Here is a 26,182-nt window from a genome sequence, read left to right on the forward strand (position 1 = left end):
ACCATGGCATCCCTGCGCCCCGGCTGGTTGGTGGTGTTGTGCGGGGCGACGCTGGCCGTCAGTGCGTGGCTGCCCTGGCTGACCACGTCAGCGGCCGGCGGGGGCCGGGCCAGCGCGATCGGCGGGATCGGCGGGACCGTCGGCAGCATCGCGCTACCGCCGCGGTTCGGCTCCGGCCAGCTGATCGTGCTGCTGTCCTCGGCGCTGATCGTCACCGGGGCGATGGTGGCCCGCAACCTGTCCCCGCGGCTGGCGGCCACCGCAGCGCTGGTGATCGCGGTCCTGATCGGGGTGCTGACGTGGTACTACCACCACCTCAACGTCAGCCCGCCGGTCGCGGCCGGCTACGGCTTCTACATCGGTGCGGCCGGCGCGGCCGGTGCCGTGGCGTGTTCGGTCTGGGCGTTGGTGGCCGCACTACTTCAGCGGAGGTCGGTCCGATGAGCCGGTTCGTCGAACCCGTGGTCCTCATCGGTCCGTCGTGGGTGACGCTGGAACCCCTGGGCCACAACCACATTGACGAGATCGCGGCGGCCGCCGCCGACGGCGACGTGGGATCGCTGTGGTTCACCAGCGCGCCCTCGCCGGACGCCGCGGCGGCCTGGGTGGACAAGATGCTGGCCATGCAGGCCGGTGACGAGGGTGTCACCTTTGTGATCCGGCGGCGCAGCGACGGAGTCGTGGTGGGCTCGTCGAGCATGTTCCATGTCGACGCGGCCAACCGCAGACTCGAGATCGGTCACACCTGGCATGCGGCCTCGGCGCGGCGCACCGGGGTCAACACCGAGGCGAAACTGGTGCTGCTCACCCACGCCTTCGACCAGCTGGGCTGTGTGGCGGTCGAATTCCGCACCCACTTCTTCAACCAGGCCAGCCGGGCGGCCATCGAACGGCTGGGTGCCAAACGCGACGGCATCCTGCGCAGCCACCAGCTGCTGCCCGACGGCTCACGCCGCGACACCGTCGTCTACTCGATCCTGGACATCGAGTGGCCGGCGGTGCGCAACAACCTGACATTCCGGCTCAGCCGTTACGACGACTGAGCCGGAACACGCTGTCGGTCAGGATGATTCGATGGTGGTGGGCTGGATCGGCCTGCTACCGGCGGCATGCGAGACCTCGATGCGGCGCGGCTTGGCACGTTCGGCCAGTGGGATGGTCACGGTCAGCACGCCGTTTTCGTAGGTGGCGCTGATCCGGGTGGTGTCGATACCGTCGCCGAGCGACAACTGGCGGCGGTAGGTGCCGAAGAATCTCTCGCTGGCCAGCCACTGCACCGAATCCTCGGAGCGCGACGAGCGGTGGGCAGTCAAGGTCAGGGTGCCGTTGTCGACGCTGACATCGACCGAGCCGGGATCGACACCGGGCAGATCGGCGGTCAGGACGTAGTGGTCGTCGACCTTGTAGAGATCCATGGGCATGAACCGGGGACTGCGGTCGCTTCCGGACTGGCTGCTCAGCAGGCCCCGGGTTACGGCGTCAAGGTCACTGAACGGATCGAAGCGGAGCACAGCAACTCACCTCCTGCGCCTACTCGTGGAGCCCGCCACCCTGGCGGGCGACCATCACTGTGCTGGTCCCGAGATTAGCACTCGAAGCCCGAGAGTGCTAACACTTTTTCGCCGGATTCGCCGACGCCACGGGTAGGCTGTGGCGGGCTTCGAAGGGGTTCAGATTGCGCAATGTAGTAGCACCCATGGCGGTGGCGATGGCGGCCGCGCTGGCGATGTCGGTGGCCGGCTGCTCGGAAGAGAACAAGCCGGCGGCGGCGAAGTGCGATGAGGTGTCGGTACCGATGACCGACATCCCCACCCGCACCGACCAGGAGCCCCGGATGCGCATCCCGCAGCCGCAAGGTTGGGAGCGCACCGACAAGCTGGACTCCGAGACCATCCGCTACGCGCTGCGCAATCCGGGCCTGTCAGCCGACGGGTTCACCCCCAACGCCGTGGTGACCCTGCAGAAGGTCGGCACCGATGTGGGCAAGCCGCAGCAGATTCTGGACGCCCAGAACCAGCAGCTGAAAACCAAGCTGAAGGTCAAGGACATGGCCTCCACGCCGGGCCAGGTGTGCGGATCACCCGCGCAGGCCACCACCTACACCGCGCCGGCCATGGGCAAGATCCCGGCCCGCAAGGCGACCTCGCTGGCGACGGTGTTCGCCTCCGGTGACGTCAACTACATCGCCACGGTCACCGTGCAGAGCATCAAGGCCGATAACCCGACGTATGCCGCCGATTCCGCGGCGATCATCAAGGGATTTCAGATCATTCCGCCTAAGTGAGCGTGCCGACGTGCACGCCGGCCAGCCGCTGCGCGCACTGATCACAGGCCAGCTCGCCGGTGAACGGTGATCCGCAGCCGCGGTGATGCAGCATCAGGGCGGGTCCCTCGGGGGCCTGGAACCACCACTGCGCCCATTGCACGGCGGCCACTAGAACCGGGAAGAACGCCCGGCCCTTGTCGGTGAGCAGGTAGGCGGCCCGCTCCGGGCCGCTGCGCTCGGCGGGGGAGGTGGTGAACACCCCGATCCCGCAGAACGTCTGCAGCCGCTCGGCCAGCAGGCTTGGCGGCGCCCCGAGCTGGGACTGGAAGTCGGTGAACCGGGTGCTGCCCAGGAACGCTGCCAGCAACAGCGCTGCAGCCCAACGGTTTCCGAGCACGCTCATGGTCTCGGGGAACATGCCGGCATCGCGGCCGCCGGCATCGGACTCCGAGCGGCGGCGGGTTGCCGCGGCGGGGGCGCAGCGTTCCCAGGTACCGCTGGGCCCCAGGCTCAGGGTGACGTCGAGGTGTTCGGCCGGCGCGTGGCAGGCATCGCAGCGCAGTACAGGGGCGAACGGCTGACCGCACAGCTGATGGTGCATCGCGGGCAGGGTGGCGCGGTGCTCGGCCACCCAGTTGCGTTCCCACTCCCAGATCGACAGCAGCGCCGGCCACAGGGAGCGGCTGCGTGCCGTCACCAGATACTCGGTGCGCGCCCGCGTCGAGGCGTGCTCGCGACGGGCCAGCAGGCCATCGCGGACCAGGATCCGAAGCCGGTTGGTCAGAACGGAATTGGAGATCGGCAACCGCGCCATGAACTGGCTGTAGCGGCTGGCACCCATCAGCGCCTGCTGGATGATCAGCAGGTTCCATTCGTCGCCCAGCAGTCCGAGCATCCGCCCGATGGCATTCGTGCCGTCGGGCGCCAGGACCACGGGGGCGTCGGCGTCGATGAGGTGGGACACTTACAGACCGACCGCCTCGGCAGGAGAGTCGGCGGTATGCCAGCGGCGCAGCGAGTGACCCGACACCCACGTCGCATGGGTGCCGCTGGAAATCCGTTCAGGCAGTTGAAGCTTGCACACCGGGCCGTCGGAGATACGCGCGGCGTCGAACACCAGGCAGTAGGACGCGTCGGCGTTCATGTCGGTGGTGAGGGTGACCAGATAGCCGTCGTCCTCGGCCCTGCTGCCCACCCGGGGTGCCATCGCGGTCTCACTGCCGTAGACGCCGTCGCCGAAGCTGATCCGCTCCTCGGTTCCGCTGACCACGTCGTGGCGGATCAGGCCGTCGAACAGGAACCAGCCCGGCTTGCCGGTGGCCGCATAGGTGTAGCGGTACGGCTCGCCGCCGTAGCCGCCGTTGATCATCCCGAACTCGGAGATGTTCTCCGACAACGGTTCTTCGGTGAGCCCGCCGGTGACCAGGTTGAGCCGCCAGCGGTGTAACCGGGCCTGCATCCGGTCCAGGGCGAGGAACCGGAACGCCCGCTGCCACTTGGTGCCGGTGCCGTTGTCGGGCGGCTCGGGATCGCCTTGGAAGAACCCGTCGAGCACGATCTCGTCACCGTCCTCGTAGGCGTTGACGAAGTGCAGCACGAAGGTGGGTTCGGCCTCGAACCATTGGATTTCGCCCCCTCCGCGGCGGGGCAGGACGGCGAAGCGCGACGGCATGTCGCGGTGGAAGCGCGCCATGTGGATATCGCGCTCGAGCATCTCCGGTTCCCAGAACAGCGGAAAGTCGTTGAGAATGGCGTAGTTCCGGGTGAACGCCATATCGTGCGGCAGTCGCGGGCCGGGTAGCGGGACCTCGGTGTAGTGCACCAGCCGGTTGGTCCGATCCACCACCCCGTAGTGCATGTACGGGGCCTGCTTGGAGTAGTTGAAGAACATCATCTCGTCGGTGCGTTCGTCGACCTTGGGATGCGCCGAGACCCCCTCGCCGGGGAAGGCGCCGCCCCAGGTTTCCTTGCCCAGGGTGTCGCCGCTGTAGGGATCGACGCGGTAGAGGTCGCCGCACTGGTAGAAGCTCGTCAGCGCGGTGCCCCGGTGCACGATCACGTCGGTGCTCGAGGCATCCTTGAGCAGGGTGCGCGCGCCCCAGCCGTAGTCCACCTTGGCCAGCGACAGCGGCTCGGCCAGCCCCGGCCACAGCGGGCCGCCGGCGGCGTTCTCCGCCTCGAAACCGTCGGTGCGGACAAAGCGGTTGCGGTAGAACGCCTTTCCGTCCCGGAAGCCGACGATGTGCACCATGCCGTCGCCGTCGAACGGATGGTAGGACTTCAGTGCCGGATGCAACGGGTTCTCGGTGTTGCGCAGGTACACGCCGTCGAGGTCGGCGGGGATCTCACCGTCGACGACGGTGGGATCCTGCACCCGCCACTCGGTGTTCTGCGGACGCCACGGTCCGGTGCGATACGGGTGGTCGTCGTCCTCGGGGAGGGTGGACAGGAACTTGCCGACGACCTCGAGATCCATTACGCCACAGCCTCTCCCGATCCGACCACGAAACTGACCGTGGTGGCGGTGCTGCCGCCGAGGTTGAGGGTGGCGAACCGGCGCGCTCCCTCGACCTGATAGTCACCGGCCAGCCCACTGACCTGTTTCGCGGCGTCGAGCAGCATCCGGATTCCGGTGGCGCCGACCGGATGTCCGCCGCCGATGAGTCCGCCGCTGGGGTTGATCGGTAGCCGGCCGCCCATCTCGATGTCGCCGTTCTCGATGGCCTTCCAGGATTCGCCGGGCCCGGTCAGGCCGATGTGGTCGATCGCGAGGTACTCGCTGGGGGTGAAGCAGTCGTGCACCTCGATCCCGTCGATCCCGTCGAGGTCGGTCTGCGCGCGGTGCAGCGCATCCTGCACGGTGGCCCGCAGATGGGGCATGACGTACGGGTTGTCGGCGTCCCGCTCGAACTTCTGCCGCAGGCCCAGCCCGACGGTGTGATGCCCCCAGCCCTCGATCAGGCCGATCGGGCGCACCCCGGGGTGCTCGCGCAGGAACGCGTCACTCACCAGGACCACACCCGAGCCACCGTCGGTCATCTGGCTGCAGTCGTAGCGCCGGATCCGGCCTTCCACGGGCGGGTTGACCGCGTCGTCGCCGCCGTCGGCCAGCAGATCCGGGACTTCCCAGTCCCGGGTCTGGGCGTTCGGATTGCGTTTGGCGTTGGCCAGGTTCACTGTCGCGATACCGCGCAGGTGGGCTTCGTCGATGCCGTAGCGGCGGTCGTATTCGTCGGCGACGTCGGAGAACATCGACGGCCACATGTACTTCGCGTTCAGGCCTTCGTGACCCGTCCACGCGGCCGCGCCGAGGTGCTGAGCGGCGGTGTCACCGGGCACCGTCTTCTCCAGCTCCACGCCGACCACCAGGGCGGTGCGGTAGTTGCCGGCCCGCAGATCGGCCATGGCCGACAGGATCGCGATACTGCCCGAGGCGCAGGCCGCCTCGTGCCGGCTGGCGGGGGTGTCCCACAGTCCTTCGTGCACGGTGGCCGGCATCGCGCCGAGATGGCCCTGTTGGGCGAACAATTCGCCGAAGGCGTTGGCGACGTGCACGACCTCGATATCGGCGGCGTCGATCATGGCCTCGGCCAGTGTCAGGTCGACGACCTCGGTGGTCAGGCCGGCGAAATCCCGGCCCTCACGGGTCAGGTTGCGTGCGAAATCGCTTTGGTAGCCACCGAGAATCCAGACATTGCCCGTCACCTCGCCGAAGCTACTACAGCTAAGAGAGTAGCGGGCCGAAATGGGCAGTCCGGCCCCAGGCGGCCCCGCCGGCTCGCGGTCTGAACCGACAGGACCTCGCGGACGTAGCTGTCGACGGCTGCGTCCACTTCAGGCCAGCATTGCCGGGCCAGGTGCTCTGCAAACGTTACGAGTTTCGGGCCGGGCCGTAAATTCGGCGTGGAATGGGAACTCCACACCCATGACATCGCCCAACCACGACCTCGCCGTGCGGATGGCCGAGCTGGCCAGGGCAACGGCGCCACCGAGCACCGTCGACGACGTGCTGGCCGGCGTCACCGCCGCGGCCGTCGAGATGATCCCGGGTACCGACACGTGCGGCGTGCTGTTGATCGGCAAGGGCGGCAGGTACGAGTCGCTGTTCGGAACCTCGCCGTTGATCTACGAACTCGACGCGCTGCAGGAGCAGTGCGGCGAGGGTCCCTGCATCAGTGCGGCCGTCGACGAGTTGATCGTGCGCACCGACGATTTCAGCGAGGAGCGGCGCTGGCCGAAGTACAGCGCCGCGGTGACCGAGCTCGGCGTGCGCAGCGGGCTGTCGTTCAAGCTCTACACCAGTGCGACCACCGCGGGCGCGCTCAATCTGTTCGGGCTGACGCCGCACGCGTTCAACGGTGAGTCCGAAGCGATCGGCGCCGTGCTGGCCGCGCACGCCGCCTCGGCGATCCTGGCAAGCCGGCACGGCGAGCAGTTGGAGGCGGCACTGAACACCCGCGACACGATCGGTCAGGCCAAGGGCGTGATCATGGAGCGCTTCAACGTCGACGCGGTGCGCGCGTTCGAGATGCTGCGCGAGCTCTCCCAGTCCACCAACACCCGGCTGATCGACATCGCCAACCGGGTGATCGAGACCCGCGGCGCCTAGCCGAACAAGATCGGCGCGATTCGGTGTATCGACATGCCGCTGCGTCGATACGATCACTCGACCGTCGCCACGGTCGGATGGTTTCTCCGGGAAAGGTTCGGGCCAGATGTCGTCGAACACCGCTGCCGAGATCGTCAGAAGCGTCGGAGGGGCCGCGAACATCGCGGGCCTGTCGCACTGCGCGACGCGATTGCGCTTCCAACTGCGCGACGCCTCGGGCGTCACCCAGTCCGAGATCGAGGCGGTGCCCGGGGTACTCGGTGCCGTCCCGCAAGCCGGCGACCGCTATCAGGTGGTGATCGGCGGCGCGGTACAGAGCGTCTACAACGACATCCTCGCGCTGCCCGGCATGGGCGCGGCCGGCGCCGCCGACCCCGACGCCGTCAAGGCCGCCGCCCGCGCCAAGGGCCCGCGCGGCAAGTTCACCTGGCTGGACTCGTTCTTCGAATTCCTCTCCGACTCGTTCCGCCCGATCCTCGGTGCGCTGCTCGGGGCGTCGCTGTTCATCACCTTCATGGCGTTGATGAGCACGCTGCACGTCATCCCGAACTGGGCCGACCCGCGGACCGAGCTCTCGCCGTCGTGGCAGTTCATCAACCTGTGCTGGCAGAGCGTGTTCGTGTTCCTGCCGCTGATGATCGCCTACAACGCGTCGAAGAAACTCGACGCCGACCCGTGGGTCGGGTTCGCGATCATGGCCGTCGTGATGCTGCCCGGGTTCGCCGGACTCAAGGACTTCACCAACCCGGTGACGGTCTTCGGATCCGAGGTGGACATCGTGCATATCTTCGGGTTGCCGCTGACGGTGTTCAACTACAGCTCGCAGGTGTTCCCGCCGCTGTTGATGGCCGCGGTGCTGGGGCCGCTGTACAAGTTCCTCAAGCGGATCATCCCGGACAACGTCCAGCTGATCTTCGTGCCGTTCCTGTCGATGCTGATCATGATCCCGCTGACGGCGTTCCTGATCGGCCCGATCGGTGTCTACACCGGTGCCGGCCTGGGCAGCCTGCTGAAGTCGGTCAACGACTTCTCGCCGCTGATCTTCGCGATCCTGATTCCGCTGGCCTACCCCTTCATGGTGCCGCTGGGTCTGCACTGGCCGATCAACGCGATCATGCTCATCAACATCCAGACCCTGGGCTACGACTTCATCCAGGGACCGATGGGCGCGTGGAACTTCGCCTGCTTCGGTGCGACCGCGGGCGTGCTGTTCCTGGCCTGGCGGGAGCGCGATGCGCAGATGCGGCAGACCGCGATCGGCGCACTGGCCGCGGGCCTGCTCGGCGGTATCTCCGAGCCGTCGCTGTACGGCATCCATCTGCGGTTCAAGCGGATCTATCCACGCATGCTGGTGGGCTGCCTGGTGGGCGGTCTGATCATCGGCATCGGCGGCGGTGTGACCACCAAGGCCTTCGTGTTCACCTCGCTGCTGACCATTCCTGCCTTCTCCAACATGGCGTTGTACGCCGTGGCGGTGGCCGCGGCGTTCCTCACCGCGATGATCCTGGTGATCCTGTCCGGGTATCGCTCACCGGAGCAAGCTGCCGCCGCGGTGGCAGCAGGTGTGCCGGTGGCCGACCTGGAGGGCCCGCGGGGTGCGGCCAGCCCCGACACGTTGGTGGCCGCGGCCGAGACCAAGGCTGCCGACGAGGCTGGGGTGGGCATCGAGATCCTGTCCCCGCTGGCGGGCATCGTGGTGCCGTTGGCCGATGTGCCGGACCCGGTGTTCAGCAAGGGCACCATGGGCCCGGGCGTGGCGGTGCAGCCGTCCGGCGACACGGTCTACGCGCCGGGCGCCGGCGTGGTGGTGGCAGTCCCGGCTTCCGGGCATGCCTTCGGTCTGGTGCTCGACGGCGGCGTCGAGGTGCTGATCCACGTCGGCATCGACACCGTGGCCCTCAAGGGTGAGGGTTTCGACGTCAAGGTGGCCAAGGGGGAAAAGGTCAGTGCGGGAACGCCTTTGGTGACGTTCGACCGCGCGGTGATCGAGGCGGCGGGTTACCCGCTGATCACGCCGATCGTGGTGCTCAACGGCAAGAAGTTCGGCTCGGTGGACGCGGCGCCTGCCGGGGAGATCGCGGTGGGCGCGCCGCTGTTGACCGTGACGCCCGCGACGGCGCCTGCCGAGGCGTCGCTATAGGAACAGCCCGGAGGAGAAGCCGATGACCCGAGGTCGCGTGGGCGGGCTCGTCTGTGTTGGGCCGTTGGTCATCCTGGTGCCAATGGCCCCGGTTGCCTGGGCCGACGCCGCGAGCTGGAACGGCGATTACGAGATCACGTTCATCGATGGTCCGAAGTCCGGGACGAGTCTGGCGGCCGGCCAACCCGAGCAGCAGTACTCCGACATCTACACATTCCAGTCGAGCTGCGCCGGCGGGCAGTGCACCGCCACGATCATCAACGGCCCCGCGCCGAGGAACCCCACGGTGCCCCAACCCGTCCGCTTCACGTGGGACGGAACGTCCTGGACCCAGGTGAACAACTTCCAGTGGGAATGCCGGCTGGATGACGGCACGACGCAATGGAATCCGGCCCGAGCCGATGTGCGCTACACCCCGCAGCCCGACGGATCACTGGTCGGCACAATGCGCACCGACATCGCCAGCGGCGCCTGTCAGGGAACCCTCGAGATCAACATGACAGCCACGCGCGTGTAGTCGATGGTGCCCACACCGAGCCTAGGACCTAGACCACAAGAATGCTGCTACGAGAATCGTTGTCAAGTCCCAGCACTGTGGTCGTAAAACAGTTTGTTTCGGCACGGCTGCCGGCAATGTCAATTCATCCCAGATCGCTCCAGCTCCCCGGTGACAAAGACCGGCCGTATCGCATGTACGCAAATTCTCATACTAGATTTAGAAGAGATCACCGAATTGGAGGAGGAGGCGACGAATCTGTCGGCGCGCCCTCGCGAATTGGATGCTGGCGCCGAAACCATTGATGCCAACGGGCATGTGGAGGTGAGTTGATCAACCCCTACCCGATCCAGATACTCGCCGCTCTGGTGAATCGAGCGCAGACACTAGAGATCCTTGAGCGCACCAAAGCGAAGGCGAAGCGCGGTGCAGCACTGCGGGCTTGGGCAATGCGTGTAAAACAGAACCCGATCGATCCGGGCAGTTCGCTTGCCTTAGATGATGCGGACTTCATGAGTGACTACGCGGGTGACATGGTCAGCGGAACTACGCTCTTTCCGATCATGAATGGCATCGACAGCCTCACAGCTATCGCTGAATTGATTGATGGCAGAGACGATTCCGAAGGCCGGAAGGGGTCCGGCGATAGCCACGCGGGCTCTCTGTTGACACTGAGTCGGATGGCGACTGAATCTGCAGCCACCACGATTTGGCTCCTAATGAACACCGACCAAGCGGTGAGGCGGAGTCTCAGCGTGCGATTCACTGCGTCGGAGCTTGAAGAACAAAGAAGATACCAAAGTTCAGCTCGCAAATGGCACGAGAATGGACCGGGCAGAAACGATCCTGTTCAGTATCAGAATCTGCTGGAACACCTGCGACTGTTCGACTTGCGTGTTGCAATGCTCGAAAAAGGCAAGCAACAGACACCGGGCGCGAAAGTGCTGGGAAAGACCAATGTTGTTGCGGCTGCAGCAAAGTGGCTTGACAACCATCCTCCCACGCACGATTCAGCGGGACCCTATGGTCGCGGTGATTTCGGGTTCGAGCGGGCTGCTACGTCGTTCTATAACGTCAGCTCTGCGATTGTCCACGGGCTGAAATGGCCACTCGACTATATGCCGAACGGTGAGGTAGACCTGTCTCGCATGGTCGTTGAGGGCGTTAATGTCGCAGTATCGATGTCCGAGTGTGCCGTAGCGTTGTTCGAGGCCCAGGCGCAGAACTGGGAGATTAGAACCGAGAGGCCGCTGCTGTATCCGGACTCTTTGCAGGGCACGATCGAAGTGTGGTCCCACGGGTACCCCGCTGAGCTGCCGAATGCGTATTAGTTAGGTAGCGATCTCCTTGAACTGGACATAGTTGCAGTTCAGCCCCCGCAGGTTTGATACCTGCGGGCTTGGGTGGCCTGATGGCCGGCTGATTCAGTGCAACGTTAGGCCCACGTCGGCCTTGCCGTGGAGCGGCGCCGTTTCGGTGATCTATTGGTCGGCGCCATCGGCGTGCATTCGCGAGTGCCGCGGCGCGGTGAATGGGCAGATTTCCAGCCGCGCCGTACATTACATGGGAATTAGCGCCGTACTGGATGCGAGCAAGGTGTGAAGAACCTAATCGACAACCGCGAGGTCACGGTGTCGCTTCTCTCTGAGCCGTTTCTCTGGCGTGTCCGTGTTGTAGAAGAGATAACTATCGACGCTGCCACGCATTGCCTTCGTCGTCGGTCACTTCAGGTTGCCCCTCTCCGATCGGTTCTCGGCGACGTGCTCGATGCCGAAGACAGTGAGGTGCTGCTCGCACTGAACGTTGCGCCTGTCCCCAGAGGTCCTTTACTCGACTTCAGCATCAGCGGGCCATACGGAGACGTCTGGCTGCTACCGCGGCAGGAGATTGCGCAACGCCAGGCGATGTACTTGCGTCAGCTGGTTGTCAATGCAGGGGGCGCTGTTGACGGCGAGCTGTACCGGCTACTGGTTCAGGTATTGGGCTTTTCAAGCAGCGGCTGGCTCTTCGGCGACGAGGGCTTTTCGATGGCTGACTATATAAAAGACGGCGTAGGGGTGGAGGTATCGTTTGAGAGCTTGCAGGAATGGTGCGCAATCGGAGTTGCGTGTAAACGGATATTGCGTCCATTTCTAGATGATTTTAAGAAATACAGTATCTGCGAAGAACCTGCTCTTGCAATCCCAGCCTGGTTTGGTGACGGAATCACCGGCTCGGACACGGGGTGCTTCGACGAATTCGTCGCAACGGATTGTTTACGCGCCTACCTGAGGTTGCTGCGTGAGATGAAGAATATCTCTATGCTGGACGGTCCAAGGGGAAGCGCAGCTTCGGATTTTCTTGAGGCTCTTGCTGATTACGGAAATTACTACGACCTCATAGCTGCGATGAAGGTCCCAGTAGATGAGCCGTTCTTGGTGAAATACTCTGAGCGGCGCAGCTTTTCGCTAAGCCGATTTCGGAACGTCGGTAGTCAGGAATTGGTGATTCGGGATGCTCTCAGTAACCACGTCACATTCAAGCTATCTGATCCGAACGTGCGGATCGTGGGATTCTCTGCGCTAAAGCCAGGGAAGAATGAGTTTGCGTATGGCTCTTTCCCGTCCAGAAGTGATGAACAAACAAAGTCATTCTATGCGCATGGCGCTGACCGCGATTATCGTGTAAACCTCCGTTTTAGACTGGCTCTGCTTAGACGCTTGCAGATGGTCCCCTATTTTGCGGCAGTGTTGATCTTGCTATTGGCCACGGTATTGCTGCGCGAGAAGACCAGCGATCTGAAGACCCTCGCGTTAGTCGTGGGTCCCGCCGCGCTGGCGGCATCCGTTCTGCTGGGCCGTGAGCCATCGACGCTTGGGTCACGGTTGCGATTGCTCAGCACCTTGGTGCTCGGCTGCGCGGTAGTTGCGCTGTTGGGTGCTTCAATACTGTCGTACCTGTATGCGACATTCTCCAAGTAGGGCCGTATCTTGAGATGAAGGAGGAGACATGGCTAAGAACTCAGGCCGTGGGTCGCGAGTCGGAGCGGTCACCGGCCGAAGCCAGGTCCGGACGCCGTCTGGAACCTGGGTTAAGCGTGATGCCTCTACTGGGCGCTTCACCGAGGCCAAGAAATCTGGTGGCAGCTTCAAAGGCGTCCGAAAAGAGAAGTAGGGGCGTTGTCCGCGACTGTTCGGCAATGTAGAGACATCGTCCTTCGAACTTGAATCGGTCGTTTCATGGCGGTTCCACTGCTCCCCAGGCTTATGCGGTGGCGCTGTCGGTCGGGCGGGAGTGCGCGCGGATGAACAACCGTTCCCCGTTGCCACCAGACGCTCAAAGACGGCACGAAGTTTCCGGCGCTAGAGTCTGGCTTGGGGCGTGACCGATCCACCAAGCCCTCCAGGCCCTCAGCCTCGTAGCGGGCCAACCACGCATGCAGCGTCTGTCGCGACACCCCCACCTTCGAGGCGACCTGCGAAATCGATAACCCATCACTGATCACGGCCAACACGGCCTGATACCGCTGCTCAGCCACGCTCAACTCCCTCATCTAGGGAGTGTCAAGGATCAACCGAAATAGCTGTAAAGCATCAGCCGAAACACTGTCGCCCATCACCCGAAGCCGAAACGTCAAGCATCAGCCGAGGCCATACACTCACACAGTGCCCCCGGCATGATTCGAACATGCGACACCGGCTTTAGGAGAGCCGTGCTCTATCCCCTGAGCTACGAGGGCGGACCGGCTGGGAGTTTACCTGGCCGAGGTATCCGCCCCGCACAGCGCGATCAGGTAGCAGTGCCCAGGCGCGGTGCTGGGGTATCCCTGACGAATCCAGTCGACTAACCGGCGGAACATGCTCACCTCCTGAACGGCAGTAGCGCGCCCCACTCGTAGCGCGCAACCGCCGTGGCGTTGCTGTCGGCTTCCGGCTCGATGTCCTGGGCCAGCCGGACCAGGGCCCGGGCTACCCGGTCACCATCGAGGCGATGTCGATGGGAGGCCCGGGTGATCTCACCGGCCGCCACATCCAGGGTGCACCGTGTGAGCGCAACAAGCACCCCCTCGGCTTGCCGCCAGATCTCGTCATGGCCGAAGTCCCCGGGGTACTGCTGTCGCATCAGAGTGTCCTGTACCGCTGTCATCGCTTGTCCCGCCTCCCGGCACGAGCCATTCCCGGCGATCAGGGGTGGCAAACCACGGACGGCTCAGCGAAGTTCGGCGATGACCTTGGCGAAGTATTCGGCGTGGTAGTCCTGCACGGTGAAGTACGTCACCCCGTAGCGGTCGCGCCGTTCCCGCAGCGTGTCGGCGATATCGCGCGGTGTCCCGCTGAGCACGGTCGGCAGCGCCAGCAGCTGCTCGTCGGTGGCCTCGGGTTCGTAGCCCCGCGTCAGCCGCAGGTCCGGCACCCCGGAGGCATCTGTCGGCACCCCGGTGATCGCGATGTTGAGCTCAAGGTCGTCGAACCGATCACCGGCGGCCTCGCGCACGAACGCGATCCGCTCGGCCAGCGGGTCGTCCTCGGGCGAGCGGGGGATCCCGCCGCCGGTGAGCCCGATGATGTCGGCGTGCTGCGCGGCGATCCGCAACACGCGGTCACCGTTGCCGGCGATCAGGATCGGGATCGACGGCGCGACGTCCTTGAGGTACTTCGTGGTGTGCCGGAGGTGGTCGACGCGTTCACCCGCACTCGGGTAGGGGATCTCGGCGGCCTCGAACTCCTCGCGGACGTAGCCGGTGCCCAGCCCGAGGTCCAGCCGTCCGTCGCTGAGCACGTCCACGGCGATCGCGTCGCGGGCCAGCAGTGCCGGCTTGTAGAACGCGGCGTTGATGACGAACGTGCCGACCCGCATGGTCGGTGCGGCCTCGGCGGCGGCGACCATTGTCGGGAACGGCGCCGGGACGCCGAAGCGGCCGAGATGGTCGGGCACGTGCAGGACGTCGAAACCCAGATCGGCGAAGCGGCGCACGGTGTCGCGGAGCTTCGCTGCTGATTTGACCGACCGTACCCCGATACCGAAACGAAAGTCCCTGGCCACCCGGTCATGCTACGACGCACCCGGGTTTGGCCGACGGCGGTTTCGGGCACTCACCTCCCACGATGAGCGCCCCTAGCGTCGGTGTGGAGGAGGAGTTCCTCCTCGTCGACCCCCACACCGGTGAGCCGGTCGCCAGGAACTCCGCTGTTGCGCACCATGCTGCCCGCCGGGACGTCGAACTCCAGCTCGAACTCACCACCTGCCAGGTTGAGACCGCCACCGAGACGGCGCAGACGAGTTCTCAACTGCGCCAGCACCTTACGCACTTGAGGCGAGTGGCCGCCGACGCGGCCCAGGAGGCCGGCGCCACACTGCTGGCCGTCGGCCTTCCGCCGACGGTGCCGCGGGAGTTCCCGATCACCGACGCCCCGCGCTATCGCGAGATCGGCGACCGCTTCGGCATGATCGCCAGCGAGCAGGGCATCTGCGGCTGTCACGTCCATGTCGAGGTGCCCGACCGGGAGGCCGCCATCGACGTCGGTAACCGGCTGCGCCCGTGGCTGCCATTGCTGTTGGCGCTCACCGCCAATTCGGCGATCTACCGCAACACCGACAGCGGGCACGCCAGCTGGCGCAGTGTGCTGTGGGGCCGCTGGCCCAGCGCCGGGCCACCGCCGTTCTTCGAATCCGCCGAGCACTACGACGCCGTGGTGGCGATGATGATCGACTCGGGCGCCATGCTCGACGACGGCATGGTCTATTGGGACGTCCGGCCGTCGGCGAAGTTCCCGACGGTGGAGGTGCGGGTGTCCGACGTGCCCGCCACGGTGGCCGAGACCGTCCTGCTGGCCACTCTGATCCGCGCGGCGGTCATGACCGCACTCGACGAGCACGCCCGCGACGTGCCGCCGCCCCGGGTCAGTGACCACACCCTGCGCGCCGCCTACTGGAAATCGGCGCACGACGGTTTGGACGGCCAGGCCATCGACGTACTCGACGGCTGGGCCACCGCACCCACCGCACGCGTGCTCGGCCAGTGGCTCACCGTGCTCGCTCCGGCGCTGCAGGAACTCGGCGACGATGAATGGGTACGCGCCGACGTGGCCCGGCTGCTCCAGGACGGCAACGGCGCCATGCGCCAGCGTCAGGCCTGGCAGCAGCGCGGTGAGATCAGCGATGTCCTCGCCGAGGCCGCCGCGGCCACCGTCAGGGGGCTGGATGTCTGAGTCAGACCAGCGGCAGTTCGGCGACCACCTGACCGGTCGGCTGGGTGGAACCGGTGCCGGGTTCGACGGTGAACTTCAGCGCCTTGGAGTTGCCGAGATCGGGCAGTACCGCCGTGGTGGACGGGGTGACCGCCTTGTCGTCCATGGTGCCGGCCGAGGTCGCACCGGAGTCGCTGACCAACCACATCTGGTAGACGGTGCCGGGCTGGGGCTTGGGCACGTTGTTCATCACCAGCACGCCGGCGTTCTTGTCCCGGGAGAACACCACGGTGGCGGTGCCACCGCCGGGAATGTCACCGGAGATGGTGTGCACGTCGGGAGCGGCGAACACCTGCTGGGCGGTCGACGGCTGCGCGGGCTCGGGCCGCATCGACTGCACCACCGCCACCGCACCCAGTCCGATGACCACCGCGGCAGCGGCGGTCAGCACGGTTCCGCGCCAACGCTTTCCGGTGTCGGCAGAAGCCGTGGACCGGGTGGCGGCAGTGGGCAGCGTGCGAACGTTGTCGTCGGCTCCGATGACCACCGCGGCAGCGGCGGTCAGCACGGTTCCGCGCCAACGCTTTCCGGTGTCGGCAGAAGCCGTGGACCGGGTGGCGGCAGTGGGCAGCGTGCGAACGTTGTCGTCGGCCACCGCGGCCAGCAACCGGCCGCGCAGCTCGGCGGGGGGCTCCTCGGCGCTGACCGCCGACACCCTGGCCATGGTTTCGCGGATGGCCCGCACTTCGTCGTAGAAGGCGTCAGCCTCCTGCAGGCCGGCATGAGCCAGCCTGCTCTCGATGTCGTCACGCTCGTCGTCGGGCAGCGCATGCAACGCATACGGGACGGCGAGATCTAACAGGTCTCCGGTTTGAAACCCGTCGTGAGGTTGAGTCATCGCAGCACCCTCATCGCACACCCAAACAGTTGCGCAGGCCCCGCAGCGCGTCTCGCATGCGCGACTTGATTGTGGCGAGATTCGCCGACAAGCGCTCGGAGACCTGCACGTACGTCATTCCTTGGTAATAGGCGAGTTCAATGCACTCGCGCTGGACATCGGTCAGGCCGTCCAAACAGGCGGCGACCTGACGTCGTTCGTCGCTGGCAACCACGGCATCGCTGACGTGGTCGGCCGGAGGCTCCACCGTCGCCGAGCCGTAACGGGACTCGCGTGCGGTGGCGGCCTGTTCTGACCGCACCCGGTCTACTGCCCGGCGGTGCGCCAGGGTGAGCAGCCACGCCAGGGCAGTGCCCGAGGCGGGGTCGTAGCTCTCCGCTGTACGCCACACCTGGAGGTAGACGTCCTGGGTGGTTTCTTCGCTATAGCCACGGTCTCGGAGCACACGTGTGACGAGACCGTAGACCCGGGCGCGGGTGGCGTCGTAGAACGCGGCGAAGGCATCGGCGTCACGTTGCGCCACCCGGCGCAGGAGTACGTCGAGGTCGGTCGCCGCCGTCATGGCCGCCGTCCGCTTTTTGTCGCTGACATTGAGCGGTAGCCTAACCGGCGGGTCAAGCAGACTCGTCACGACGGCATCCACGAACGGTTGGTTGCCGACCAACCTGCCGTCGCGGAGTGCATGCTCACCGCCTGCGGCAGATGCTCATGAGTGGCCGGACGGGGCACCACGGGCACGCCCCGCAGCCGCAGAATCAGGTTCTGCACCCGCATGCTCAGCGCCGCCATCTGGGGTGCCAGCGGCGCGGTGAACTGCAGTCCGAGCACCTGGCCGACGCTGGCCCGTCGCCGCGTCCCGCGCACCGTCGCCACCAGGGCGGGCTCGTTCTCACGGTGCAGCGACACCGTCAGGTCCAGCTGCTCGGCCGGCCGCGGCGCGCGCACCAGGTAGTAGCCGTCGACCCCGTTGAAGGGCGAGGTGTAGAAGGTCTTGGTCACCATGGCCGGGGTGTCCGTGTCGGGCGGCAGCAGGTAGGCGTGCCGCTCGCCGTAGGGGTTGTGCACCTCGGCGATGACGCAGCGCAGCTCGCCGCTGGCGTCGTGGCACCAGAACAAGCTGAGCGGATTGAAGGCGCGGCCGAGCACCCGCGGCATCAGCAGTGCGGTGGTGCGCCCGCCGGGCAGGTAGATGCCGTGTTCGGCGAGGAACCCGTCGACCCGCTGGCGCAGGGTGTCGTTGTCGGTGCCGGTGAAGTGGTCGACGGCCTCGAACCGGGCGAACGGCCGCAGCCACCACGGCAGCGTGGGCAGCTCGTCTACGTCGACGTACCAGCTGTAACTACTGCGTTCGCCGTAGTGGTGCACCGGTGATCGGCGGAGCTGGGTGATCCGAGTCCGGTACAGCGCAGGAGTCAGCGTCTGAGGGTCTGCCTGGGTGCTCATCGGTTTCACACCCACTATTCGGAGCACCCACGGGTCCGGATGGGTCGGATCGCTGACGAAATTTTCGTCAGCGCCAGGAGTGCGCGGCGGCCACCAACCCCTGCACCAATGCCGAGGTGGCATGGGTCAGGCCGTCGGCGTCCGGGAGCTGGCTGCGCGGGCTGATCCCGCGCACCCGCGTCGACAACTCCAGCTGGGTGCCCCCGCCGCGGACCCGGTTCACCGGGTTGTCGCGGTGCAGGCCGCGCAGTTCGGCGGGGATCACCTCGAGATCGGTGATCACCTGATAGCCGGGGACCACGACGTGGCGGGCCAGGTGCTCGGCCAGATCGCGGTTGCGGCCACCGGCCAGCAGCTGCGTGCTGCGCCCGATGCGCCCGTAGCCGTGTAGGGACACCGCGACCTCGACATGGTCGAGGAACTCGGCCAGCGCGGGAGACTCCTCGGCCAGGTAACGCGCCGACGGCAGATGGTGCGGGTAACCCGTGGGGTGGCGCAGCAGGTACACCGAGGCGCCTGCGGCGTCGGCGGCGCGTTCGGCGATGACGTCGGTCATCTGCTCCAGTCCGCCGCCGTGAATGGCGAGGAAGCCGAAGTTCGAGCGCAGCCGGCACACCTCGGTGACTGCCGGGTCGGCGAGCAGCTCGGAAAGTGACTGCGGGCCATCGGTTTTCGATGCGAGCGACGTCGGCCAGTGAGCGGGGTCCCAGCGGTGCAGGAACTCGATCCAGCGCTGCGGCAGCCCGTGGTGGCGGGCGCCGTCGATGATGCGCTCGAGATAACCCGGCCGGGGCGGGCCGGGTTCGGTGCGGTGGTCGATGTACACCCATGCCGGGGAGGGGCCATCGGCGGTGTGCACGGTCAGCTGGTCGCGGCGGTAGCGTGACGGCACCCCTTCGGCGCTGTCCAGGGTGGCCAGGTCGCGGTCGGACACCCACCACAGCACGCCGTGCACGGTGCTGCCGGCGAACGGTTCGACGGTGGCGACCCCGCGTTCGTTGATCAGCCAGTCGTGGTCGGCCAGGGTCGCCGGACGCGGGTCGGTGGCGTCCGGACAGCGCTGCGCCATCTGCTGGATGCAGAGGTTGGACCCGTAGGCGAAGTAGGGGTGCCTACTCATTACCGGGTGAGCGTGAGGTAGATCAGGACCACGTTGAGCAGCGTAATGATCGTGGCGACCGCCCACCCGAGGACGGAGACCAGGCGGCGGTTGGTGTCGGCGCCCATCAGGGCCGGATTACTGGTCAGCCGGACCAGCGGCACGAGTGCGAACGGGATACCGAACGACAGCACCACCTGGGAGATCACCAGTGCCCGGCTGGGGTCCACCCCGATCGCCAGCACCACCAGGGCGGGTATCAGGGTGATGAGACGTCTGACCAACAGCGGGAACGACTTTCGCAGCAACCCCTGCATGATCATCGCCCCGGCGTAGGCCCCGACCGAGGTCGACGCCAGCCCCGAGGCCAGCAGTCCGATCGCGAAGAACAGCGCGACCGTCGGGCCCAGGGTGTCGCCGACGGCGGCGTGCGCCCCCTCGATGGAATCAGTGTCCGGCCGGCCCTGCAGATTGGTCGCGGCGACCAGCAGCATGGCCAGGTTCACTGCACCGGCAACCAGCATCGCGATGCCGACATCCCAGCGGGTGGCCCGCAGCAGCAGGGTGCGGGCGGCGCCGGCAGGCGGGTGGCCGTGCCGGTCGCGGGCCAGCCCCGAATGCAGGTACACCGCGTGCGGCATCACGGTCGCGCCGAGCATCGCGGTGGCCAGCAGCACGCTCTCGGCACCGTCGAACCGTGGGATCAGCCCGGCGGCCACCTCGCCGGCGGGTGGGGTGTTGACGAACAGGCTGGACAGAAAGCCGATCGCGATGACCAGCAGCAGCCCGGTGATCACCCGCTCGAATACCCGCTGGCCGCGCCGGTCCTGCACCACGAGCAGCAGCAGGGACACCACGCCGGTGATGACCCCGCCCAGCAGCAGCGGCAGGTCGAACAGCAGCCGCAGCGCGATCGCACCGCCGACCACCTCGGCCAGGTCGGTGGCGATCGCCACCAGCTCGGCCTGGATCCAGTAGCCGATGCGGGTCGGGGTGCGGGTGTGGTCGCGCACCGCCTCGGGCAGGCTGCGGCCGGTGACCAGACCGAGCTTGGCTGACAGGTACTGCACCAAACCGGCCATCGCGTTGGCCAGGACGATCACCCAGACCAGGAGGAAACCGAACTGGGCGCCCGCGCTGATATTGGCCGCGACATTGCCCGGGTCGACGTAGGCGATGGCGGCCACGAATGCGGGCCCGAGCAGATACCAGCCGGCCTTGGCGACCCGGGCTTGTTCTGCCAACCGTCGAGCTCTCTATGCGGCGTGTGAAGGTGGCCGAAACCAGCTCCGCCAGCCACCGGCGGCGATGTTAGACGCCTGGTTGGTCAGATACCAATCCAGATTCCGCCCAGGCCGATCCCGATTCCGCCGAAGCCCCACCCGGGGTACGGGTTGGTCAGCGCCGGGTTGGGCGTGGTGGTGATCTGCGCGTGGCCGGGCCGCTCGCAGATCGTCGTATTCGGACCGGTGTCGGTGCATTGCGGGGCGGCCGTGGCGGGAAACGCCAGCAACAGGCTCGCGGGTAGTGCGATGAGGGCGGTGCCGATTCGGCTGACGATCCGCATGATGGGCCTCCTTACAGGTTGGCCTATCCAGCAGCGTACAACCCTTTGCCGGTGACCAGGGGCAGGTCCAGCGTGGTGCAGATACCGGGCTCGGCGGCGATGACCGCCGGGATGGCGTTGACGATGCGCATCGCGGTAGCCAGGACCCCGGCGTGGTTGTGATCGCCGTTCGGGCTCGACAGGCACAGATCCATCGCGTAGCAGGGCTCCCCGGTGATCTCGATGCGGTAGTTGCCGCCTTCCTGCGCGGGCTGCGGCCACTCCGGGCACAGGTCGTCGCGCAGTCGGGTCACGTGCTCGAGCACCACCGCGGGTGCGCCGTCGACCAGGCCGATCACCTCGAAGCGCAGGGCCGCGGCAGTGCCCTTGGCGATATGTCCGCTGGCGATCTCGAAATCCTCCGGTGCGGGTTCGCGCACGTAGATCTCTTCGAGCCCGTCGAGTTCCAGGCCCAGACCGGCCGCGATCTGGCGGACCACCGAACCCCACCCGATGCTCAGCACGCCGGGCTGCAACAGCATCGGGATCTCGTCCATCGGCTTGCCGAAGCCCATCACGTCGAACATGACCGTGGCGCTGTCGTAGGTCGCGTAGTTGACGATCTCCATACAGCGCACCTGTTCGATGCTCTGACAGGTGCCGGCCAGCGCCAGGGGCAGCAGGTCGTTGGCGAAGCCGGGATCGATACCGTTGACGTAGAGGCTCGAATTGCCTTCGCGGGCAGCATCTTCCAGCGGCTTGATCATCTCGTCGGGGATGACCTGCCAGGGCCACTGCAGGAACACCGGGCCGCTGCCGACGATGTTCACACCGGCGGCCAGGATGCGCCGGTAGTCCTCCAGCGCTTCGACCAGCCGGTTGTCGGCCATGGCGTTGTAGACCACGCACTGCGGCTTGGTGGCCAGCACCGCGTCGAGGTCGGTGGTGGCCGTGATGCCGGTGGTTCCGTCCAGGCCGGCCAGTTCGGCGGCGTCCTTACCGGCCTTGGAGTCCGAGGACACCCACACGCCGGTGAGTTCGAATGCGGGGTTGGTGATCAGCGCGGTCAGCGAATGCACGCCGACGTTGCCGGTGCCGATCTGGGCGACGCGGATGGCCACGGGGACTCCTTACAGGTCGGGGATCGGGAGATCCAGGTTGGGGACGTTGAGCCCGCCGTCGACCTCCAGCGTCTTGCCGGTGAGGTAACTGGCGGCGGGGGAGGCGAGGTAGACCGCCGCGGCGGCGATATCGGACGGGTCGCCGAGGCGGCGCATCGGGGTGGCCTTCTCCATCGGGTCCCGCAGCTCGTCGCTGGAGGCCACGAAATCCAGCGCCGAGGTCAGGATCGAACCCGGCGCGATGGCGTTGACCCGGATCTTCGGGCACAGGTCCAGCGCGGTCAGCCGGGTGTACTGGGCCAGCGCGGCCTTGGCGGTGCTGTAGGCGGCGAACCCGCGGCCGGCGGTGCGACCCATGGTCGAGGTGATGTTGATGATGTTGCCGCCGCCGGAGTGCTCGAGCATCAGCGGCACGGCCGCCACCGTCAGTGCGTGAGCGGTAAGCACGTTGAAGGCGAACGCGTCCTTCATGGCCTTGACACTGGTGGACAGCAGGGCGTTCGGCATGGTGCCGCCGACGTTGTTGACGACGATGTCTAGCTTGCCGAAAGCCTCGACGGCCTTACCGGCCAACTCGGCGGTGGTCTCCGGGTGGGACAGGTCGCCGACGACCACGTGCGCGCGCCGGCCCAGGGCCTCGATCTGCCCGGCGACGGTCTCCAGTTCGGACTGCGTGCGCGAGCCGATGACCACGTCAGCGCCTACTTCGGCGAAGGCGACGGCGATCGCGGCGCCCAGGCCGCGGCCGGCTCCGGTGACGACTGCAACTTGACCATCAAGGCGAAACTTATCGAGGATCACGTGTCTCTCTTCCCTTGTCCGCGAACACCGTAACAACCTCGCGGCGCCGGACGGCCGCGAATTCCGAACGCAATTGAAACACGTTCTAGTTTCGTAATGAGCCGGATCGCGCAGACGTGGGGGCGCTACTTTTTCGCAGCGGCCTTCTTGGCGGGAGCCTTCTTCGCGGCCGCTTTCTTGGCCGGGGCTTTCTTCGCCGGCGCTTTCTTGGCCGGCGGCTTCTCGGCGTCGGCGTCACCGGCCTGTTCGCGGCGCCGCCGCACACTGGCCTCGAGCTTGGCCAGCAAGTCCGAGACGTCCTCGGTCTCGTCGAGTTCGGCCGGCTGGTCCTCGGCGGTGAACGCCTCGCCGCCCTCGAGCTTGGCCTCGACGAGTTCGCGCAACTGCTCCTGATACGTGTCGTGATAGCGCTCGGGGTGGAAGTCGTCGGCCATCGACTCGACCACCTGCCCGGCCATCTTCAGCTCGGCAGGTTTGATCTCGACCTCCTGGTCGAGCACCGGGAAGTCGGGGTCGCGGATCTCATCGGGCCACAACAGGGTGTGCACCACCATGACGTCGCGTTTGGAGAAGTCCTTGACCCGCAGGGCGGCCAGCCGAGTCTTGTTGCGCAACGCGAAGTGCACGATCGCGACCCGTTCGGTGTCGGCCAGCGTCTTGGCCAGCAGCACATAGGACTTCGACGATTTGCCGTCGGGTTCCAGAAAGTAGCTGCGGTCATACATCAGCGGGTCGATCTCGCTCGCGGGTACGAACTCGACCACTTCGATCTCGTGGCTACGTTCCTCGGGCAGCGTCGCGATGTCGTCGTCGGTGATGATGACGGTCTGGCCGTCGTCGGCCTCGTAAGCCTTGGCGATGTCGCGGTATTCGACCACCTCACCGCACACTTCGCAGACCCGCTTGTAGCGGATCCGGCCGTTGTCCTTGGCGTGCACCTGGTGGAACTTCAAATCGTGGTCTTCGGTGGCGCTGTACACCTTGACGGGCACGTTCACCAGGCCGAACGCGATCGAGCCTTTCCAGATGGAACGCATAAGTCCAGTATGCAGGCGTGGACGCGCCGTCGGGTCAGACCGCGGGCTCTGCGCCCGGATTGAGACCAAGCGGCACGTCGGGATTTGCGCCGGGAGCGCCTTCTTCGAATCCCTGTGCCGGTGCGTTCTGGCAGTTGCTGTTCATCGGGGTTTCGTCACCCGAGCAGTACGGCACATGGATTTCCGGGTCGGCAGCGGCCGTGGGCGCACCGAGGATCGCGGCTGCCACCAGCAACCCACCGATCCAGAACCGTGCCATTGGTCAACGGTAGCAGCGGGTAATACGTTGAGGTGGTGAATCAGGTGTGGCCGCCGGGCGCGACGAAGGGCCCTCGCGTCGCGCTGAGCAACGCCGAGAAGGTGCTCTATCCGGCCACCGGCACCACCAAGGCCGACGTGTTCGGCTACTACACCGCCATCGCCGAGGTGATGTTGCCGCATATCGCCGGGCGGCCGGTGACCCGCAAGCGCTGGCCCAACGGCGTCGACGAGCCGTCGTTCTTCGAAAAGCAGCTCGCCAGCTCGGCCCCGGACTGGCTCGATCGCGGCACGGTGGTGCACCGCTCGGGCGCCACCACCTACCCGATCATCGACACCTCGACGGGGCTGGCGTGGATTGCGCAGCAGGCCGCGCTGGAAGTCCATGTGCCGCAATGGCGTTTCACCTCTGCTGGAAAGCCCGGGCCGGCAACGCGTTTGGTGTTCGACCTCGACCCCGGTGAGGGCGTGGGCATGCCGCAACTGTGCGAGGTGGCCCACGCTGTGCGGGAGTTGATGGACGACATCGGGCTGAGGGTCTATCCGCTGACCAGTGGCAGTAAGGGCCTGCACCTGTATGCCCCGCTGGCTGAACCGGTCAGCAGCAGTGGCGCGGCGGTGCTCGCGCGGCGGGTGGCCCAGCAGTTGGAGCAGAGCATGCCCGCACTGGTCACCGCCACGATGACCAAGAGTCTGCGGGCAGGCAAGGTGTTCCTGGACTGGAGCCAGAACAACGCGGCCAAGACCACCATCGCGCCGTACTCGCTGCGCGGGCGCTCTCATCCCACGGTCGCTGCACCGCGCACCTGGGACGAGATCGGCGATCCCGAGTTGCGCCACCTGGAGTACACCGAGGTGCTGGCGCGGGTGGCCGACCACGGTGATCTGCTGGCCGACCTCGACGCTGATGTGCCACGGGAGGACCGGCTCACCACCTACCGCAGCATGCGGGATTCGGCGAAGACGCCGGAGCCGGTACCGAAGGCAGCTCCTGCTGTTGGTGAGAACAACCGCTTCGTCATCCAGGAGCACCACGCCCGTCGGCTGCACTACGACTTCCGGCTGGAACGCGACGGGGTGCTGGTGTCCTGGGCGATTCCGAAGAACCTGCCCGACACCCCGGCCGTCAATCATCTGGCTGTGCACACCGAGGACCATCCGCTGGAGTACGCCACCTTCGAGGGAACGATCCCGAAGGGCGAATACGGCGGCGGCAAGGTCGTTATCTGGGATTCCGGAACGTATGAGGCCGAGAAGTTCCGCGATAGCGAGGTGATCGTGGACCTCTACGGCCAGCGAATCTCTGGCCGCTACGCGCTGATTCAGACCAACGGCGACCAGTGGCTGGCGCACCGGATGAAGGAACAGCCGGTGCCGCGACTGCAGGACTACTCGCCGATGCTGGCGACTCTGGGCTCGGTGGACAAGCTCAACGCGGGCCAGTACGCGTTCGAGGGCAAGTTCGATGGGTACCGGCTGCTGGTCGAGGCCGACCATGGCCGAATCCGTCTGCAGTCCCGCAGTGGCCGTGATGTCACCGGCGAGTATCCCCAATTGGCTTCACTGGCAGCCGATCTGGCCGACCATGACGTGATTCTCGACGGCGAGGTCGTTGCGCTGGACTCCGACGGCGTTCCGAGTTTCGGGGAGATGCAGAACCGGGTGCGCGCCACCCGTATCGAGTTCTGGGCGTTCGACATCCTGCGCCTCGACGGGCGTTCGCTGCTGCGCGCGAAGTACCGTGACCGGCGCAAGGTTCTCGAAACCTTCGCCGAGGGAAGCGATCTGATCGTGCCACCGTTGCTCGACGGTGACGGACCGGCGGCCTTGGAATTCTCGCGGAAGAAGAAGTGGGAGGGTGTGGTCGCCAAGAAGTGGGACTCCACCTACCAGCCGGGGCGACGGTCGTCGGCGTGGATCAAGGACAAGAACTGGAACACCCAGGAGATCGTGATCGGCGGGTGGCGGGAAGGTAACGGCGGACGCTCCAGCGGGATCGGGGCGCTGCTGATGGGGGTACCGGGCGGAGATGGTCTGCAGTTCGTCGGCCGAGTCGGTACCGGCTTCTCCGACAAGGAACTCGGAAAGCTCAAGAAGATCCTCGAACCGCTGCACACCGATGACTCGCCGTTCGATCCGCCGCTGCCGCGGGCGGAGACCAAGGGCGTCACCTACGTGCGGCCCGATCTCGTCGGCGAGGTGCGCTACGGCGAGTGGACCTCGGATGGCCGGCTTCGGCACCCGAGCTGGCGTGGGCTGCGCCCGGACAAGGAACCCGGCGACGTCGTTCGGGAGTAGGGC

General features: G+C 66.3%; 26 protein-coding genes, 1 tRNA gene and 1 pseudogene. 10 read left to right on the forward strand and 18 right to left on the reverse strand.

Annotation, left to right across the window (positions count from 1 at the left end; translation table 11 throughout):
• Window positions 1-3 precede the first annotated feature (3 nt).
• Together BN3385_RS11545 and BN3385_RS11550 are read left to right on the forward strand one after the other, a co-directional pair.
• Window positions 4-444 (forward strand): hypothetical protein, encoded by a 441-nt coding sequence (locus tag BN3385_RS11545; RefSeq protein ID WP_059016916.1) that lies wholly within the window; start codon window positions 4-6, stop codon window positions 442-444.
• Window positions 441-1,043 (forward strand): GNAT family N-acetyltransferase, encoded by a 603-nt coding sequence (locus tag BN3385_RS11550; protein ID WP_059016917.1) that lies wholly within the window; start codon window positions 441-443, stop codon window positions 1,041-1,043. The genes BN3385_RS11545 and BN3385_RS11550 overlap by 4 nt, the downstream gene beginning before the upstream one ends.
• A gap of 18 nt (window positions 1,044-1,061) precedes the next feature.
• Here BN3385_RS11550 and BN3385_RS11555 read toward each other — a convergent pair whose 3' ends face one another.
• Window positions 1,062-1,511 carry an Hsp20/alpha crystallin family protein gene (locus tag BN3385_RS11555; protein ID WP_059016918.1) on the reverse strand — a complete coding sequence of 150 codons (450 nt, stop codon included), beginning with the start codon at window positions 1,509-1,511 and terminating at the stop codon, window positions 1,062-1,064.
• A 185-nt stretch (window positions 1,512-1,696) separates the two neighbouring features.
• On the opposite strand from BN3385_RS11555, the gene BN3385_RS11560 reads away from it, so the two are divergent.
• On the forward strand, window positions 1,697-2,284 hold the full coding sequence (locus tag BN3385_RS11560) for an LpqN/LpqT family lipoprotein (protein ID WP_059016919.1): 588 nt from the start codon (window positions 1,697-1,699) through the stop codon (window positions 2,282-2,284).
• Here the strand turns inward: BN3385_RS11560 and BN3385_RS11565 are convergent.
• The 3 genes from BN3385_RS11565 to BN3385_RS11575 form a co-directional block, all read right to left on the reverse strand.
• Window positions 2,277-3,161 carry a winged helix-turn-helix transcriptional regulator gene (locus BN3385_RS11565; RefSeq protein ID WP_082690693.1) on the reverse strand — a complete coding sequence of 295 codons (885 nt, stop codon included), beginning with the start codon at window positions 3,159-3,161 and terminating at the stop codon, window positions 2,277-2,279. The genes BN3385_RS11560 and BN3385_RS11565 overlap by 8 nt on opposite strands.
• A gap of 69 nt (window positions 3,162-3,230) precedes the next feature.
• A complete protein-coding gene (locus BN3385_RS11570) occupies window positions 3,231-4,742 on the reverse strand; it encodes a carotenoid oxygenase family protein (RefSeq protein ID WP_059016921.1) in 1,512 nt (503 codons plus the stop codon).
• Window positions 4,742-5,971 carry an acetyl-CoA acetyltransferase gene (locus tag BN3385_RS11575; RefSeq protein ID WP_059016922.1) on the reverse strand — a complete coding sequence of 410 codons (1,230 nt, stop codon included), beginning with the start codon at window positions 5,969-5,971 and terminating at the stop codon, window positions 4,742-4,744. The genes BN3385_RS11570 and BN3385_RS11575 overlap by 1 nt, the downstream gene beginning before the upstream one ends.
• 220 nt (window positions 5,972-6,191) lie before the next feature.
• Here BN3385_RS11575 and BN3385_RS11580 point away from each other — a divergent pair, with 220 nt between their 5' ends.
• The 5 genes from BN3385_RS11580 (at window position 6,192) to BN3385_RS11600 (ending at window position 12,471) form a co-directional block, all read left to right on the forward strand.
• Entirely contained in the window at window positions 6,192-6,875 is a 684-nt protein-coding gene (locus BN3385_RS11580; protein ID WP_059016923.1) for an ANTAR domain-containing protein, read from the forward strand.
• 106 nt (window positions 6,876-6,981) lie between these two features.
• Window positions 6,982-9,015, forward strand: coding sequence for a glucose PTS transporter subunit IIA (locus tag BN3385_RS11585; RefSeq protein WP_059016924.1), 2,034 nt, complete (start codon window positions 6,982-6,984; stop codon window positions 9,013-9,015).
• A 22-nt stretch (window positions 9,016-9,037) separates the two neighbouring features.
• Window positions 9,038-9,532: an Rv2253 family sensor-like surface protein gene (locus BN3385_RS11590; RefSeq protein ID WP_082690431.1), complete on the forward strand. Its 495-nt coding sequence runs from the start codon at window positions 9,038-9,040 to the stop codon at window positions 9,530-9,532.
• A 308-nt stretch (window positions 9,533-9,840) separates the two neighbouring features.
• Window positions 9,841-10,842, forward strand: a complete 1,002-nt coding sequence (locus BN3385_RS28110; protein WP_156432724.1) for a hypothetical protein — start codon at window positions 9,841-9,843, stop codon at window positions 10,840-10,842.
• Window positions 10,843-11,271: 429 nt separating this feature from the next.
• A complete protein-coding gene (locus BN3385_RS11600) occupies window positions 11,272-12,471 on the forward strand; it encodes a hypothetical protein (RefSeq protein WP_059016927.1) in 1,200 nt (399 codons plus the stop codon).
• Between the two features lie 401 nt (window positions 12,472-12,872).
• On the opposite strand, the pseudogene BN3385_RS28115 reads toward BN3385_RS11600, so the two are convergent.
• The 4 genes and pseudogenes from BN3385_RS28115 to BN3385_RS11615 form a co-directional block, all read right to left on the reverse strand.
• Window positions 12,873-13,043, reverse strand: a pseudogene (locus tag BN3385_RS28115) (helix-turn-helix domain-containing protein); the annotation flags it as partial.
• Window positions 13,044-13,156: 113 nt separating this feature from the next.
• A tRNA-Arg gene (locus BN3385_RS11605) sits at window positions 13,157-13,229 on the reverse strand.
• A 122-nt stretch (window positions 13,230-13,351) separates the two neighbouring features.
• Window positions 13,352-13,636 (reverse strand): hypothetical protein, encoded by a 285-nt coding sequence (locus tag BN3385_RS11610; protein ID WP_059016928.1) that lies wholly within the window; start codon window positions 13,634-13,636, stop codon window positions 13,352-13,354.
• 63 nt (window positions 13,637-13,699) lie between these two features.
• Complete coding sequence (locus BN3385_RS11615) at window positions 13,700-14,533, reverse strand: LLM class F420-dependent oxidoreductase (RefSeq protein WP_059016929.1); 834 nt, start codon at window positions 14,531-14,533, stop codon at window positions 13,700-13,702.
• A gap of 62 nt (window positions 14,534-14,595) precedes the next feature.
• On the opposite strand from BN3385_RS11615, the gene BN3385_RS11620 reads away from it, so the two are divergent.
• Entirely contained in the window at window positions 14,596-15,699 is a 1,104-nt protein-coding gene (locus tag BN3385_RS11620) for a glutamate--cysteine ligase (protein WP_059016930.1), read from the forward strand.
• A 1-nt stretch (window position 15,700) separates the two neighbouring features.
• Here the strand turns inward: BN3385_RS11620 and BN3385_RS11625 are convergent, their stop codons facing one another.
• The 10 genes from BN3385_RS11625 to BN3385_RS11670 form a co-directional block, all read right to left on the reverse strand.
• Window positions 15,701-16,576, reverse strand: a complete 876-nt coding sequence (locus BN3385_RS11625) for an anti-sigma factor (protein WP_059016931.1) — start codon at window positions 16,574-16,576, stop codon at window positions 15,701-15,703.
• 10 nt (window positions 16,577-16,586) lie between these two features.
• Window positions 16,587-17,198 carry an ECF RNA polymerase sigma factor SigK gene (sigK, locus tag BN3385_RS11630; RefSeq protein ID WP_286141857.1) on the reverse strand — a complete coding sequence of 204 codons (612 nt, stop codon included), beginning with the start codon at window positions 17,196-17,198 and terminating at the stop codon, window positions 16,587-16,589.
• 5 nt (window positions 17,199-17,203) lie between these two features.
• A complete protein-coding gene (locus BN3385_RS11635; RefSeq protein WP_082690694.1) occupies window positions 17,204-18,019 on the reverse strand; it encodes a DUF1365 domain-containing protein in 816 nt (271 codons plus the stop codon).
• A gap of 67 nt (window positions 18,020-18,086) precedes the next feature.
• A complete protein-coding gene (locus BN3385_RS11640; protein ID WP_059016933.1) occupies window positions 18,087-19,139 on the reverse strand; it encodes a poly-gamma-glutamate hydrolase family protein in 1,053 nt (350 codons plus the stop codon).
• Entirely contained in the window at window positions 19,139-20,362 is a 1,224-nt protein-coding gene (locus BN3385_RS11645; RefSeq protein WP_059016934.1) for an Nramp family divalent metal transporter, read from the reverse strand. The genes BN3385_RS11640 and BN3385_RS11645 overlap by 1 nt, the downstream gene beginning before the upstream one ends.
• Window positions 20,363-20,445: 83 nt before the next feature.
• Window positions 20,446-20,685 (reverse strand): hypothetical protein, encoded by a 240-nt coding sequence (locus BN3385_RS11650; protein WP_059016935.1) that lies wholly within the window; start codon window positions 20,683-20,685, stop codon window positions 20,446-20,448.
• Between the two features lie 23 nt (window positions 20,686-20,708).
• On the reverse strand, window positions 20,709-21,785 hold the full coding sequence (locus BN3385_RS11655; protein ID WP_059016936.1) for an NAD(P)H-dependent amine dehydrogenase family protein: 1,077 nt from the start codon (window positions 21,783-21,785) through the stop codon (window positions 20,709-20,711).
• A 9-nt stretch (window positions 21,786-21,794) separates the two neighbouring features.
• Complete coding sequence (locus tag BN3385_RS11660; protein ID WP_059016937.1) at window positions 21,795-22,586, reverse strand: SDR family oxidoreductase; 792 nt, start codon at window positions 22,584-22,586, stop codon at window positions 21,795-21,797.
• 125 nt (window positions 22,587-22,711) lie between these two features.
• The gene (gene ku / locus BN3385_RS11665; protein ID WP_059016938.1) at window positions 22,712-23,623 is read right to left on the reverse strand and encodes a non-homologous end joining protein Ku; all 912 of its coding nucleotides are present in this window, start codon (window positions 23,621-23,623) and stop codon (window positions 22,712-22,714) included.
• Window positions 23,624-23,657: 34 nt separating this feature from the next.
• Window positions 23,658-23,882, reverse strand: coding sequence for a hypothetical protein (locus BN3385_RS11670; protein WP_156432725.1), 225 nt, complete (start codon window positions 23,880-23,882; stop codon window positions 23,658-23,660).
• A 35-nt stretch (window positions 23,883-23,917) separates the two neighbouring features.
• Between BN3385_RS11670 and BN3385_RS11675 the strand changes: the two genes are divergently transcribed.
• The gene (locus BN3385_RS11675; RefSeq protein ID WP_059021829.1) at window positions 23,918-26,179 is read left to right on the forward strand and encodes an ATP-dependent DNA ligase; all 2,262 of its coding nucleotides are present in this window, start codon (window positions 23,918-23,920) and stop codon (window positions 26,177-26,179) included.
• The last annotated feature ends 3 nt before the right edge of the window (window positions 26,180-26,182 follow it).

Origin of the sequence: Mycobacterium sp. M26 (assembly GCF_001494595.1) — a bacterium.
GTDB lineage: Bacteria > Actinomycetota > Actinomycetes > Mycobacteriales > Mycobacteriaceae > Mycobacterium.